Genomic DNA, 14,288 nt, shown 5'->3' on the forward strand with positions numbered 1-14,288 from the left:
TACAGTTTTTTTGCCCACGCAAAAACACCTCCGAATAATGTCACAATACTTATCTCAAGTATTGCCATTTTGGAGGTGTTTTATATTGTCTCACTATTTTAGGTTAGTCCAGACGAAGGGCAGACTGCTCTTCGTTTTTTTATTGCCCCAAACAATTTTGGAAGGTGAGAAAAATCTTATTCTATGTGAAAAAGAACAACATTTGTGATTAAGGGCAAACGCTTCCAAATCCATTGTTGCTGTTACTGTCCTATGTTATAAATGATGTATCATAGTAAGGGAGGAAGACAATATGAAAAAATTTTCCGTTGTTATTGCAGGGGGAGGAAGCACATTTACTCCAGGGATTGTATTAATGTTACTTGATAATCTTGATAAATTTCCACTTCGAACATTAAAGTTTTATGATAATGATAAAGAGAGACAGGACAAGGTCGCTGGGGCATGTGAAATTATTGTGAAGGAAAGGGCACCAGAAATCGAATTTGTTTCAACAACCAATCCAGAAGAGGCATTTACAGATGTAGACTTTGTTATGGCCCATATTCGAGTCGGTAAATATGCGATGCGTGAATTGGATGAAAAAATTCCATTAAGACACGGGGTTGTAGGTCAAGAAACTTGCGGACCTGGTGGAATGGCATATGGAATGCGTTCTATTGGTGGTGTTTTTGAAATAATCGATTATATGGAAAAATACTCGCCAGATGCATGGATGTTAAATTACTCCAATCCAGCGGCAATCGTTGCAGAGGCATGCAGAAAGCTTCGTCCTAAATCAAAAGTACTTAATATTTGTGATATGCCTGTAAGTATTGAACGAAGAATGGCAGAAACACTAGGATTAGCATCGCGTAAAGAATTAGTTGTTCGTTATTATGGTTTAAATCATTTCGGATGGTGGACAGATATTCGAGATAAAGAAGGAAATGATTTAATGCCAAAAATAAAAGAGCATGTAGCTAAGAATGGATATGTTGTAACTAGTGGTGATAGACAGCATACGGAAGCAACATGGAATGATACTTTTACAAAAGCAAGAGATGTATTTGCTCTTGATCCCAATACATTACCGAACACTTATTTACAATATTATATGTTTCCAGATTATATTGTAGGTCATTCGAATAAAGAATACACACGTGCCAACGAAGTAATGAATGGGAGAGAGAAATTTGTCTTTTCCGAATGTGAAAAGATTGTTGCCAACCAATCAACAGAAGGTAGTGCACTTCATGTAGATATGCATGCTTCTTATATCGTAGACCTAGCACGGGCAATCGCTTATAACACACATGAAAGAATGCTACTAATTGTAGAAAATAAAGGAGCAATTGAAAACTTTGACTCAACAGGAATGGTTGAAATTCCTTGTATTGTAGGATCAAATGGCCCAGAGCCTTTATCGATCGGTAGAATTCCTCAGTTTCAAAAAGGTTTGATGGAACAGCAAGTGTCTGTAGAAAAATTAGTGGTAGAAGCATGGGAAGAGGGTTCTTACCAAAAATTATGGCAAGCATTAACTTTATCAAAGACAGTACCAAGTGCATATGTAGCAAAACAAATATTAGATGATTTAATCGAAGCAAACAAAGAGTACTGGCCAGCTCTAAAAACAGAAACAGAAGAACGAGAGCATGTATTAAACTAATGATATTCAACCCTCTTTATTTGTTGGAAGAGGGTTGTCTCTATTTGGGGTATTCGCATAAAGCATTTTCGATTTCTCCTCCAGTTTGTTTTATATTATGATAATAGTATATTAGGAGGGAAAATATGAAATTAGAAGAATTGATTAATAAAAACTATAACCAATTTCATGAAAATGATTTTCACATTTTGAAATATATTTTAAATAATCGCAGTACATGCTATAGATCCAACATAAATGAACTAGCGAACAAATGTAATGTTTCCCGTTCTTCTGTTCTACGATTAGCACAAAAATTAGGATTCAGCGGATATAGCGAATTTCGGGTCTTTTTAAAATGGGAAGATGAAGAAGAAGAAGTTAGTCAAAGCTATATCGGTACTTTAACAAATGATCTTGAAGCTACATTGAAACATTTGCAGGATAAAAACTTTGATGAAATCTGTGAGGTAATAGATCGATCGGAACGAATTTTTGTTTACGGAACAGGTTCTGCCCAATTAAATGCAGCCCATGAACTCCAACGTGCCTTTATCGTTCAGCACAGATATTTAACGATTATCCATGATGAAACAAAGTTTGAAGTTATCTTGCCTGATCTCAGCCCGACAGATTTAATGATTGTTATTTCTTTGTCTGGAGATACACCAACACTAATACCGAAGATTCAAAAGCTTGTTACGAAAGGAATTCCCTTTATTTCGATTACGAATATGAAAAATAACAATTTGGCACGAATGACTCCTCATAATCTATATGCTACAACTACTTCTGTTCCGACTAACAGTGGAATTGATTATACGTCATTAGCATCCTTTTTTATCGTTGGAGAAGTACTAGCAAGTCAATATTTGGAGTATAAGGAGAGCAAAAGAAAGGAATAGTGAGGTGCTAACATGTTTTTAAAATTTGCGGATAAAGAAACTGTTAATCAAAAAAGGGTATTTTCTATAAAAAATACTGCTATTTTAAATACTGCAAAATATGTTTGCTACACGATACCGATTTTATTTATTGCCTATATTTATCTAGCAGCTATACAGACAAATCAGCCATTTTGGCGATATATTGAACAAAATCCATTTATAACAATATTATTTGTTATAGCGATGATACAGCCATTTGTTAGCTTGGCTATTGAATTGGGCATCAAATCGTTAGCTAAGCCTACCTCTTTTATCTATGGGTCCTTTATTGTATTGGCTGCTGCTGAATTTTTGATGGGCAATATTCTTGCATGTGTGTTAATTGTATGGGGGATATTCCATTTTAGAAAACAAAGTCGAAGCACGAAAAATACACAGGAAATAACAAAAAATAACACGATGTATGTTTTCTTCAGTTTATCGGCTATTCTTTTCTTTTTGTCTTTTATCTGTATTTGGGCGTTCCTGCGAATTAGTGGAATATAAAGTTTAATTAGCTGTATTAGTAAATGGTGTCTTATTCATAGGCACTATTTTTTTCGACTAAGATAGGCAAAATCCACTTTTGTTACCTTTCTTCTATCCTAATACTTTCATCCCAATTCCTTATCTGCATGTTCAGCCAACACTTGAACGAATAATTTGTGTAATGAACTCCTTTTTCCTAATAATTAATTATCCCATTCGCCTATTTTTACATATAGTATAGCAAGAGCAAGTTTAGAAATGTGGAACGTTCATTGAAAATCTAGAATTTCTATGTAAATAATACGCAAATACAATGAATATTTCAGAATGGGGAGGGATGCAGGTTGTACAAATTAGAGGTAATAAAAAGTAGTAAGGTTTTTCGGAAAAATGGAAAAGAATTTTTCGCATTAAAGGATGCGAATTTGCAGATTCCAGAGGGGAAATTTGTCAGTATCATTGGTCCTAGTGGTTGTGGAAAATCAACGTTATTTAATATTATTGCTGGATTAATAAAACCATCTACTGGTCATGTCTTTTTAGACGGAAAAGATATTGTTGGTAAAAGTGGGCATGTCGGCTATATGCTCCAAAAAGATTTGCTCCTGCCGTGGAGAAATATTCTCCATAATGTGATTTTAGGATTAGAAGTAAAAGGTGTTCCGAAAAAAGAGGCAATCCAAAGAGCCTTGCCTTTGTTAGAAAGATACGGATTAGAAGGATTTGAGAAACATTTCCCAGAGGAATTATCTGGAGGGATGAGACAACGAGCAGCTTTGTTAAGGACTTTGCTTTATGATCAAGATGTTATTTTATTGGATGAACCTTTTGGAGCATTGGATGCACAAACGCGATTGCTTATGCAGGAATGGCTTTTACAAATATGGGGAGATTTTAAGAAAACGATTCTCTTTATCACACATGATATTGATGAAGCCATTTTTTTATCTGATGAAATATATATTCTCACACCAAGACCGGGAACGATTAAGGAAAAGGTATCCATTCATTTACCGAGACCACGAACTGAACAAACCCTTCTGGACCCTGCGTTTATTCAATTAAAGGAATATGTTCTACAAGCGCTGAAGTCGAATGAAGAAACAGAATAAGGAAGGAGGGCTATGTATGGAAACAAAAAGAGAATTTTATATCGAGGATGAAGAAGCCATTGCGAAAAGGAGAAAGAATTTTACCCGGATAGGACAATGGAGCTTTGGAATTCTTTTTCTTCTAGCATGGGAACTGCTGTCCAAATGGAAGGTTATTGATTCCTATTATTGGAGCAGTCCAACTACGATATGGAAAACAGGTTATATAGCTTGGACAGAGGGCTCGTTATGGAATGATTTAATATACACATCAGGGGCAACCATCTTTGGTTTTGGATTAGGAACCTTTTTTGGCGCCTTATTAGGGCTTTCCTTCTGGTGGTCCTACTATTATTCTCGTATTTCAGAACCGTATTTAATTGCATTTAATGCCGTCCCGAAGCTAGCTTTGGCACCGGTCCTTGTTATTTTATTTGGAATAGGCTTTGGCTCCAAAGTAGTTCTCGCTTTTATGATGACCATTATTACTACAGCTCTTGCGGCATATAGTGGTGTGAAGGCAGTAGATAAGGATTTGGAAAAATTAATGTATTCTCTCGGTGCCAAGAGATGGCATGTCTTCACAAAAGTTGTCATACCAACTACGATGCCATGGATTGTAAGTAGTTTGAAAATAAATATTGCTTTAGCTTTGGCAGGTACCATCGTTGGCGAATTTATAAGCTCCAGACAAGGCATTGGCAGAATGATTCTATATGCAGGCCAAATTATGAACATTAATCTCGTCTGGGTCGGAGTAGCAGTATTGTCCATCTTATCGATTGTTATGTACTTTGCTACTGTATGGATAGAAAAGCTTCTGTTAAAAGGGAGAAATGTTGAATAAGATATTTTCCTTTTGGAAAGCACATAATGAGAAAAAATGCTCCATATATATGAAATAGAATAGTTAGTTCCATCATCCACATTATACTTCTTATTCATCTTCCTTTTTCAATCCACTAATCATTTTTCCCATTCTATTTATATATAAAAAGGGGGCATTACCTTTGAAAAAGTGCAGGATTTTTTTACTTGCATGTCTTAGTATTGTGTTGATCCTTTCTGGATGTAGTTCACATGAGGGGGCAAATGAAACGAAGGATGGTTTGCGAAAGCTTGTTATCTCTGAGCCCGTTCACTTGATTGGCTATCTTCCACTATATGTTGCGATAGAGGAAGGTTATTTTGAAGAAGAGGGACTGGAGGTAGAAGTTATAACAGCAACAGGAGGTGCTCATGTTACTTCTGTTGTGAGCGGAGATGCTTGGGGAGTAATTGGCGGACCAGATTCCAATCAAATGGCGAATCTGGGAAGCTCTGATCCTATTCAGTCAGTAGTCAATGTTGTCAATCGAGCAAATGTCTATTTGATGGGAAATTCAGATGAACCAGTTGATAGTGAGAATGAGGAAGAGCTGGCAAATTATTTAAAAGGAAAAACGATTGCTGCGGGTCGATATGGAGGAAGCCCCAACCTGTTGACAAGATGGCTGTTAATGGAGTTAGGATTGGATCCTGAAAAAGATGTAACACTAGAAGAACCAGCTGATGCAAGTGCAGTTGTGTCCCTAGTGGAATCTGGGAATGCTGATATTGCAAACGGAGGAGAACCACAAATTACAGAAGGAATGAACAAAGGCGTCTGGAAAGAACCGTTTTATAGCTTCGCTAGTTTAGGAGATTATCCGTATTCAGTTGTCAGTGTCAAAAAATCCACAATAGAAAAAGAGCCAGAAGTAGTGGAGAGCTTTGTCAGAGCAGTATTAAAGGGATTAGAAACAGTGGAGGATAATCCGGAACTATCCATGCAAGTGCTAAAAGCGGAATTCCCTTCCACATCAGTGGAAAGTCTGCAGGCTTCGCTAGATCGAGCTTATGCAGATGAATTATGGAGTAAAGATGGCTATATTTCCGAAGAATCTGTAGCAAAACCAATGGATGTCGTAGAAAAGACGGGTGTATACACAGAAGGCTATTACTACGATGAATTAATCGACATGCAGTTTGTGGATAAATTGTCAGAAGAGTAAAGTAGTCTAGAAGTGTTCTATACTAGTTAGTTGAAAGGATACTCCAATACCTTTAATTAAAGAAAAATAGTGCTTTTTGTTAGAAAGGAAATAAGTTACAATAAAGAGCATAAGCATATATTGACTACTAGGGGTGCCAGGTGATGGCTGAGAGAAAAACCTGTTCGTTTTTTAACCCTAAAGACCTGATCTGGATTATGCCAGCGTAGGGAAGTAGCGGATTACTCTATTTCTTTTTGACTTTATCAGTCAGGTCTGTTTAGATCTGGCTTTTTTGTTGTGTGGAAAAGGTCAGAGTGCAAACAGACTTTAGCGCTTATTCTTTCCTGTATATCAGTCAGTGCCGTTACTTTTATGCTTAAAATGATTAAGAGGAGGAAATGAATTTGAAAAGAACGAAACTTCTAGTGTTAATGGCTATGTTTACTGCTATTGGCACATATGGTTCCACCCTTCTTTGGTTTCCAGCAGGTATTGCCAAAGCATACCCAGTTCAACATGCGTTAAATGTAATAGCTGGAGTCATACTCGGTCCAATTCCGGCAGTGATCATTGCCTTTGCAACTTCACTGTTAAGAAATTTATTAGGAACTGGATCTTTATTAGCCTTCCCAGGAAGTATGATTGGTGCACTTTTGGCAGGTTATCTATTTCATAAAACCTCGAAGCCGATTTTTGCTGCATTAGGAGAATTTGTTGGAACAGGAATCATTGCTTCTTTAGTTGCAGTGCCTTATGCTTCCGTTTTGTTAGGCACAAAGACAGGGGCATTATTTTACCTGCCATCCTTTGCTGTTAGTAGTTTTGCAGGGGCTATTATCGGTTTAGTGCTAGTCAGTCGTTTGGTAAAAATAAAGTCGTTTCAAATGTTAAACCAAAATTAATAGAATAGATATTAGGACCGGTTAGGAAAGTCATGTGACTTGTGCTAATCGGTTTTTTTGTGAGTAAGTCGACTGCTTTTGTGGATAAAATGTGGATAATATAGTAAATTTGGTGCTTCTGTGGAAAAATAAGTGGTAATGAGAAAGAAATATTCGGTCGGAAAACTGGCATTAGGAATTTATTGTGGAAAAAAACTGTTTGGTGAAGAGCTGAAAGGGTGTAATGTGGATTATTTGTGGAAAAAAGAGTTTTCATAAAGAGGATGAAAGCCATATTTAATAGGTTGGTTGAGAAAAAGGGTGTTCATAAAGAGCAAGCAAGCTTTTACTAGATTCGTATAGAAAAGAAGAGTTTATAAAGAAAAATAACTTTAGCCAAATCCCGGAGTAAAAGTCACCAGAAGTTACTTCATTAGAAAACCATCTTTTAATCCAGGCGGATATTTGTAGTAACAAATACCCACCTATTCTTACTAATTAATAATTCCGTTCAATGACAAAGTGCGCTCTGTCACCTCTATAAATCGTCTTTGAATATTCAATAGCTGTTTCATCCTCTGCATAAGCAAAAGTTTCCAATAAAAAACAAGGGGAGCCAGCTGGTATCTTTAACATCTTAGAAATCGTGTCATCTGCCAAAATCAATTCAAGATGCTCTACTGTTTTGCTTATCTTAATATTGTATTTTGTTTCAAGCATTTTATATAAGGATTTTTCACATGCCGAACTATCTAATCCAGGTACTTTATACCAGGGTAGATAAGAGATTTCATATTGAAGAGGAGCATCGTTTACATAACGCATCCGTTCTAGGCAGTTAACTGGTTCTCCTATGTTTTGGTTAAATTGTTTGGCAAGGAAGTCTGTGGCTTCTATGACTTTAAGCTGTAGTACTTTTATAGATGGATCTTTCCCCTGCATCATAATTTGTTCAGAGAACTGTTCCACTGTACTAGTTAAAGATTGTTTTACTTTATTTTCCGCAACAAAGGTACCTTTCCCTTGCACTCGGTACACATATCCTTCCACCGTTAGCTGTTGCAGTGCAGTGCGGATGGTTGTTCTACTAACTCCAAACGTTTTGCAAAATTCTGCCTCAGTTGGCAATTTAGTATCCGGTTGATATTCGCCACTTTTAATCATGTTGATAATAGACTCTTTTACAATGGAGTGCAGTGCAGCTTCTTTGTTTATTTCTTCCACAATCGTTTCCCTCCGTAATATCTATATGTATAGAATATCTTTTCTAATCTTAATAAGCAAACAATTAATAAATTTGTAATAACAAATAAAAATATATTGAAATATAAACAATTTGTTATTACAATATAGACAAGGGTTTTCCCTATTTCTTTATCTCACTTAAGAAAGCAGACTAGCCGAGGAATTCGCAAGTAAAATAATCAGAAGGGATATCCGTTTTTTTAAAATCAAAAGTCAGAATAATCTATCAATTAAAAGGGGATGAATTATTGAATATTCTATTATGTTGTTCAGCTGGAATGTCTACAAGTTTATTAGTTTCGAAGATGGAACAAAGTGCAAAAAAACAAGGGATAGACTGCAAGATTTGGGCGATAGCAACCTCTGAAGTGAATGACGAGATAGAGAACGCTGATGTCGTTTTGTTAGGCCCTCAAGTACGATTTCTATTGCCTCAAGTAAAAAAAGCAGGCGATCAAAAAGGGATTCCTGTTGCAACCATTAACCCGCAAGACTACGGACTATGCGATGGTGAAAAAGTGTTGGAACAAGCCACTACTTTAATTAAGGGGGAATAAAGAAATGATGGGATTTATTGAGAAATTTATTATGCCATTTGCATTAAAGCTCGGTAATCAAAGACATCTGCTTGCGATTAGGGATACATTAATTGGTATGATTGCTATTACTATTGTAGGTTCCTTTGCAGTACTTTTTAATAATCTTGGGCAAATTATTCCGCCATATGGAAGAATGATGGAAGCAATATTTGGTCCAAACTGGTCAACGCTAGGTGGGGATATATGGTTTGGAACATTTGCTTTTCTTTCTGTGTTTGCAGTGTTTGGTATCTCCTATAAATTAGCTAAATCTTATGGAGATGAGGGCTTTGAAGCAATGCTTATATCCGCAGCCTGTTTTTTCTTATTATTGCCCCAAACAGCAAATGTCACATTACCAATAGATGAAGCTGCGACTGAAACAGTTGCAGGTGGAGTCTGGGGGTTAGTCTCTGTTGATTATTTCAACGCCACTGCTCTATTTACAGCCATTATCGTAGCATTGATTACAACAGAAATTTTCTTACGTTTATCTAAAATTAAAGCATTGGTTATAAAAATGCCAGATGGGGTACCGCCAGCTGTTTCTAAGTCATTCGCAAAATTAGTGCCAGGTATGGGAACTATTTTTTTAGCAGGACTATTTGGGGTAGTTTTCAGAATGGTTACAGATGGAAAGGTACTAAATGATTGGTTAAATACAGTGATGTATCCCCATTAACAAATGCTGTTGATTCTCTTCCTTTTGCCATATTAAGTGTATTGTTAATACACTTATTCTGGATGTTAGGCTTACACGGGACAAATGTATTAGGTGGAATTACGACGCCTTTGTTTGAAAAAACAGGAGCTGAAAACATCGATTTAGCTCAAGCGGGAGTAAAAGCATTAGGAGAATATCATATCCTTGCAGGTTCATTTCTCGATGCGTTTGTGTTTTTAGGTGGAGCCGGTGCAACCTTAGGATTAATTATTGCCATGATTATTGCAGGAAGAAAACGATATAAGCAGATGATTGGGCTTGGTGGGGCTCCGGGTGTTTTCCAAATTAATGAGCCAATTCTATTTGGTCTACCAATTGTTTTAAATCCAATTTGGTTTATTCCGTTTGTACTTGGACCTGTTATTACAACTATTATCTCGTATCTTGCAGTTGAATACGGAATTGTCCCACCAGTAACTGCAAAAATTCCGTGGGTAACACCACCGATAGTCGGCGGCTACTTAGCGACTGGGGGAAGCTTTCTGGGGGCTGGCTTGGCTGCTTTAAATTTACTTATATCAACGGTTGTTTATTTACCATTTGTTTATGCGCAGGTCAAAATTGATTCAAAAAATAAAACAGAGCTTGCAAAAGATTCCGATTCTGTAAGTGTCTGAAAGAAAGTAGGGAAATAAGGTGAATACGGAAGAATTATACCAACTCTCCTTTCAGCTGATTTTACATAGCGGAAATGCGAGAAGCTTTGCGATGGAAGCCATACAGGATGCGAAAAAAAAGGATTTTCATGCTGCCAAAAAGAAGTTAACAGAGTCAGATACGGAACTATCAGAGGCTCATAAAATCCAGACAAAATTACTCCATCTGGAGGCTGGTGGGGACCAATTTATGATTCCGATTATCCTTATCCATGCACAAGATCACCTAATGACAGCAATGACATTGAAAGACCTTGCTCTTGAGATTATTGAATTGCGAGAAGAAGTTTTGCAACAGACAACGAGAAAGGGGATGGCAGAATGAGCCAAGGCTTAAAAATAGTTACTATAGGTGGAGGCTCAAGCTATACGCCTGAACTAATCGAGGGCTTTATTAAGTACCATGAAGAATTACCTGTAAAAGAAATATGGCTTGTTGATATTGAAGAAGGTAAAGAAAAGTTGGAAATTGTCGGCGAATTAGCGCGTAGAATGGTAGCAAAGGCGGGTGTTTCGATTGATATTTTTCTCACATTAGATCGGAGAAAGGCGCTTAGCGGGGCTGATTTTGTTACAACCCAATTGCGGGTGGGGCAGCTTGCAGCAAGAGCGCTTGATGAGAAAATTCCGTTGAAGCATGGCGTCATTGGTCAAGAAACAAACGGACCTGGCGGATTATTTAAAGCGTTTCGGACTATTCCAGTTATGTTGGAAATAGCGAAAGAGATGGAAGAACTCTGTCCCGATGCTTGGTTAATTAACTTTACAAACCCTGCTGGAATGGTAACAGAAGCAGTTTTGCGCTACAGTGGGATTTCAAAAGTTGTTGGTTTATGCAATGTACCGATTGGAATGGAACGAGGGGTTGCGGATTTATTGAATGTCGATCCTGCAAGAGTAAGAATAGATTTCGCAGGTCTGAATCATATGGTTTACGGAATTGATGTGTTTGTTGACGGCAAAAGTGTGAAGAGTGAGATAATCGAATTAATAACAGACCCTGACAAAGCAATTACGATGAAAAATATTCATGCGATGGGCTGGGAGCCTTCATTTTTAAGAGGATTAAATTTATTCCCTTGTCCATATCACAATTATTATTACAAAACAGGAGATGTACTTGCACAGGAGTTAAAGGATGCGGAAAAAGGGGAAACTCGTGCGGAAGTGGTGCAAAAATTAGAAGCGGGATTATTTGAATTATATAAAGACCCAGAACTTGCTATAAAACCTCCCCAGTTAGAAAAACGTGGAGGCGCATACTATAGCGATGCTGCTGTTCGTCTAATTCGTTCTATGTATATGGATAAATGTGATATCCAAGCAGTCAATACAGTGAACCATGGTGCAATTACGGGAATTCCATATGAATCAGCAGTGGAAGTCAGTTGTATTATTACGAAAGACGGTCCGAAGCCGATCACGGTTGGAGAGCTTCCAATAGCGGTTCAAGGATTAGTTATGCAAATCAAATCCTTTGAAAGAGTAGCTATTGAAGCAGCTATTTCTGGCGATTATGAGAAAGCGCTGCTTGCCATGACCATTAATCCACTCGTGCCAAGTGACCGAGTTGCTAAGCTAATTCTTGATGAAATGCTAGAAGCACATAGAGCGTATTTACCACAGTTTTTCCGGAAAAAAGTGTTTGTATAAAAAAAGCTGAGCTGTGTATATAAATTGATGGCTCCATAGGCTTTAAAAGGAGACGAATCCATGACAAAAGTGATTATTAATGCAGATGATTTCGGTCTTAGTCGAGGAGTTAACTATGGAATCATTGATGCCCATCTCAAGGGACTTGTTACGTCTGCAACGATGATGATGAATGCAAAGGCAACAAAGCATGCCATTTCCTTAGCTAAAGATACACCATCTTTAAAGGTAGGTGTCCATCTTGTGTTAACATGGGGAAGGCCGCTTTTAGAGGATGTTCCAAGCCTTATAGATGAAGCGGGGAATTTTAAAAAGCAAATCTTTGTTTACGGAAATCCGGTTTCAATAAGCTTGGATGATCTAGAAAGAGAATGGACAGCGCAAATTGAAAAATGCTTTGATGCCGATCTTACTCCATCACATTTAGATAGTCATCATCATGTGCATGGAATAAAAGAATTTTATCCAGTAATAAAAAAGCTTTCAGAAAAATACGGGTTACCTGTAAGAAATGCAGGCACTCATTTTACGGATATTCAAACATTAACAGATGTCTTTTTAGATGATTTTTATGGTGATGGAGTTACGGATAGCTATTTTGAAAATTTACATGAGCAAGTAGAAGGTGGAAAAAGCATCGAAATAATGACCCATCCTGCTTATTTGGATGAAACATTAATGAAGGAATCTTCTTACAATATGCAAAGGCTCAAGGAAACAAGGATTTTAATGGATGCAAAGTCTATAAAACAGAAAATATAGCAATAACAAGGAACTTTTGAAGGAGGAGCACTCTTTTGAAAGGTCTTTTTTGGTTTGTAATTTGATAAGAACGCCCTATTTAATGACAACAAGCCAATCTTTTAAAGGAGCTAATAGAAGATCATTAATGGAAAATAACCGATCCTTCGACTACACAACTTTGTTAGCTTTTATAAAAGTGGCAGAAGGAGCGAAGGGAAAATTAGTTTATGTATTTTTCTAAAGATTCTTATTGTTGAATGCCCTCCAAACAAGATAAAATATAGATAACGTTTTGAACGATTTCAGATTGTTTTTTGGAAAGGGGTAGATGAATGACAAGTGAGCCGCGAAATCCGTTTAGAAGGGATATGTATGATTCCCTCGAAAGCTTTGCAGATCATGTTAGTGAGCTATTAGGATGTCCTATCACGTTGGAGGATCCCCATCATCGTGTGTTAGTATACAGCAGTCATGACGAAGAAACGGATATGGTCAGAATTTCTACCATTATTAGTCGCAGAGTTCCAGAGAAAGTAATCAATCGCTTTTGGAAGGATGGAGTGATTCCACAGCTTCTTCAAAGTAAAAAGCCAATTCGGATTAAGGGGAAAGAGGATATTGGTCTTGGAAACCGGGTTGCTGTTTCCATTTGGAGAGGGGATGAGGTAATCGGATATATTTGGGCCATCGAAATGGGAACCCCCTTAACGGAGGAAAAGATGGGGTTTTTAGAGAACGCGGCATCGGTAGCACGGCATCTTTTGTCCCGTTTTACAACAAGCAAAACCCCTACTTTACAGGATAATCAAGAATTCTTTTGGAGGATGTTAACGGGATATGTGAAAGAGACGGACGTTAACGAAAAATTAAAAGAAATGGGGGTACCTTCCTTAGCTTGTTTTACGGTGATGATTTTCCCGTTTTCTAAAATGATTACAAAGGAAATAGAAAAGCATATACTTTATCTACTGAAAGTATCCCAGGATGTGAAAATTTCCTTCTCAACTATTGAAGATAATGAATTAGTTATTTTGGCAACACCTCTTGAGGATAACGGGAATTCAATTGCTTGTTTTACAAAATTCATCTGTAGTTTTCAGCAAAACTTAGAAGACAGATTTTCTATTAAAGAAGTGAAGGGTACCTTTGGGGGAGTTTACAAACAGTATCGAGATGTACCAAAAAGTTTCAGAGAGGCGAGAACTGTTTTAGAGGTGCGAGAGAAATTTCCTCAGGAGGCAGGTGAGTTTTACCATTATCAAGAACTAGGTATCTATCAGTTTTTAGATATCCTTTTAGAAAAGAGAAGGCAGGATGGATCGGAAAATATCGCTATTCGAAATCTAAAAGAATATGATAAAGCGCATAATACAGAATTATTAGCAACACTAGAAGCATATTTAGATGAAAGTGAAAATATACAAAAGACTGCCGCTCGTCTGCATATTCATCCCAATACGCTTGCATATCGTTTAAAGCGGATGGTAGAAATTATGGAAGTTGATTTATCAATGCCTAATCAAAAGTTTATGATCTATTTAGATTTAAAATTAATGCATTGGCAGAAAGAATAGCGATTGGGCACGACAACCAGTCCTCTTTTCTCTTTGTGTTTTTTCACAAAGGAGTAGTTTTTGATTCATTAATTTTAACAAA

The 14,288-nt window shown here is 37.1% G+C and carries 15 protein-coding genes and 1 riboswitch; of the genes, 14 read left to right on the forward strand and 1 reads right to left on the reverse strand.

Going from position 1 to position 14,288, the window contains the following annotated elements; translation table 11 throughout:
* Positions 1-292 precede the first annotated feature (292 nt).
* The 7 genes from ACTQ5K_RS11930 (at position 293) to thiW (ending at position 7,053) form a co-directional block, all read left to right on the forward strand.
* On the forward strand, positions 293-1,651 hold the full coding sequence (locus tag ACTQ5K_RS11930; RefSeq protein ID WP_441131942.1) for a 6-phospho-alpha-glucosidase: 1,359 nt from the start codon (positions 293-295) through the stop codon (positions 1,649-1,651).
* Between the two features lie 125 nt (positions 1,652-1,776).
* Positions 1,777-2,535, forward strand: coding sequence for a MurR/RpiR family transcriptional regulator (locus tag ACTQ5K_RS11935; RefSeq protein ID WP_441131940.1), 759 nt, complete (start codon positions 1,777-1,779; stop codon positions 2,533-2,535).
* A 12-nt stretch (positions 2,536-2,547) separates the two neighbouring features.
* Positions 2,548-3,063: a hypothetical protein gene (locus ACTQ5K_RS11940; RefSeq protein WP_441131939.1), complete on the forward strand. Its 516-nt coding sequence runs from the start codon at positions 2,548-2,550 to the stop codon at positions 3,061-3,063.
* A 326-nt stretch (positions 3,064-3,389) separates the two neighbouring features.
* A complete protein-coding gene (locus tag ACTQ5K_RS11945; protein WP_349205098.1) occupies positions 3,390-4,157 on the forward strand; it encodes an ABC transporter ATP-binding protein in 768 nt (255 codons plus the stop codon).
* Positions 4,158-4,173: 16 nt separating this feature from the next.
* Positions 4,174-4,983, forward strand: coding sequence for an ABC transporter permease (locus ACTQ5K_RS11950; RefSeq protein WP_031537682.1), 810 nt, complete (start codon positions 4,174-4,176; stop codon positions 4,981-4,983).
* Positions 4,984-5,146: 163 nt separating this feature from the next.
* The gene (locus ACTQ5K_RS11955) at positions 5,147-6,169 is read left to right on the forward strand and encodes an ABC transporter substrate-binding protein (RefSeq protein WP_441131937.1); all 1,023 of its coding nucleotides are present in this window, start codon (positions 5,147-5,149) and stop codon (positions 6,167-6,169) included.
* Positions 6,170-6,288: 119 nt separating this feature from the next.
* Positions 6,289-6,398: riboswitch (TPP riboswitch) on the forward strand.
* Positions 6,399-6,555: 157 nt separating this feature from the next.
* Positions 6,556-7,053: an energy coupling factor transporter S component ThiW gene (thiW, locus tag ACTQ5K_RS11960; protein WP_048717435.1), complete on the forward strand. Its 498-nt coding sequence runs from the start codon at positions 6,556-6,558 to the stop codon at positions 7,051-7,053.
* A gap of 477 nt (positions 7,054-7,530) precedes the next feature.
* On the opposite strand, the gene ACTQ5K_RS11965 is transcribed toward thiW, so the two are convergent.
* On the reverse strand, positions 7,531-8,256 hold the full coding sequence (locus tag ACTQ5K_RS11965; RefSeq protein ID WP_048717433.1) for a GntR family transcriptional regulator: 726 nt from the start codon (positions 8,254-8,256) through the stop codon (positions 7,531-7,533).
* A 269-nt stretch (positions 8,257-8,525) separates the two neighbouring features.
* On the opposite strand from ACTQ5K_RS11965, the gene ACTQ5K_RS11970 reads away from it, so the two are divergent.
* The 7 genes from ACTQ5K_RS11970 to ACTQ5K_RS12000 all read left to right on the forward strand — a co-directional run bounded on the left by ACTQ5K_RS11970 (position 8,526) and on the right by ACTQ5K_RS12000 (position 14,206).
* Entirely contained in the window at positions 8,526-8,834 is a 309-nt protein-coding gene (locus tag ACTQ5K_RS11970) for a PTS sugar transporter subunit IIB (protein WP_048717431.1), read from the forward strand.
* A 4-nt stretch (positions 8,835-8,838) separates the two neighbouring features.
* The gene (locus ACTQ5K_RS11975) at positions 8,839-9,537 is read left to right on the forward strand and encodes a PTS transporter subunit EIIC (RefSeq protein WP_441993958.1); all 699 of its coding nucleotides are present in this window, start codon (positions 8,839-8,841) and stop codon (positions 9,535-9,537) included.
* Complete coding sequence (locus tag ACTQ5K_RS11980) at positions 9,507-10,196, forward strand: PTS transporter subunit EIIC (RefSeq protein WP_441993959.1); 690 nt, start codon at positions 9,507-9,509, stop codon at positions 10,194-10,196. Before ACTQ5K_RS11975 ends, ACTQ5K_RS11980 begins: the two co-directional genes overlap by 31 nt.
* A gap of 19 nt (positions 10,197-10,215) precedes the next feature.
* On the forward strand, positions 10,216-10,560 hold the full coding sequence (locus ACTQ5K_RS11985; RefSeq protein WP_048717427.1) for a PTS lactose/cellobiose transporter subunit IIA: 345 nt from the start codon (positions 10,216-10,218) through the stop codon (positions 10,558-10,560).
* Positions 10,557-11,888, forward strand: a complete 1,332-nt coding sequence (locus ACTQ5K_RS11990) for a 6-phospho-beta-glucosidase (RefSeq protein WP_048717424.1) — start codon at positions 10,557-10,559, stop codon at positions 11,886-11,888. The genes ACTQ5K_RS11985 and ACTQ5K_RS11990 overlap by 4 nt, the downstream gene beginning before the upstream one ends.
* A gap of 60 nt (positions 11,889-11,948) precedes the next feature.
* Positions 11,949-12,650 carry a chitin disaccharide deacetylase gene (chbG, locus tag ACTQ5K_RS11995; RefSeq protein WP_109768777.1) on the forward strand — a complete coding sequence of 234 codons (702 nt, stop codon included), beginning with the start codon at positions 11,949-11,951 and terminating at the stop codon, positions 12,648-12,650.
* Positions 12,651-12,964: 314 nt separating this feature from the next.
* Complete coding sequence (locus tag ACTQ5K_RS12000; protein WP_441993960.1) at positions 12,965-14,206, forward strand: PucR family transcriptional regulator; 1,242 nt, start codon at positions 12,965-12,967, stop codon at positions 14,204-14,206.
* Positions 14,207-14,288 lie beyond the last annotated feature (82 nt).

The organism is Niallia sp. Sow4_A1, from assembly GCF_052116745.1.
GTDB lineage: Bacteria > Bacillota > Bacilli > Bacillales > Cytobacillaceae > Niallia > Niallia hominis.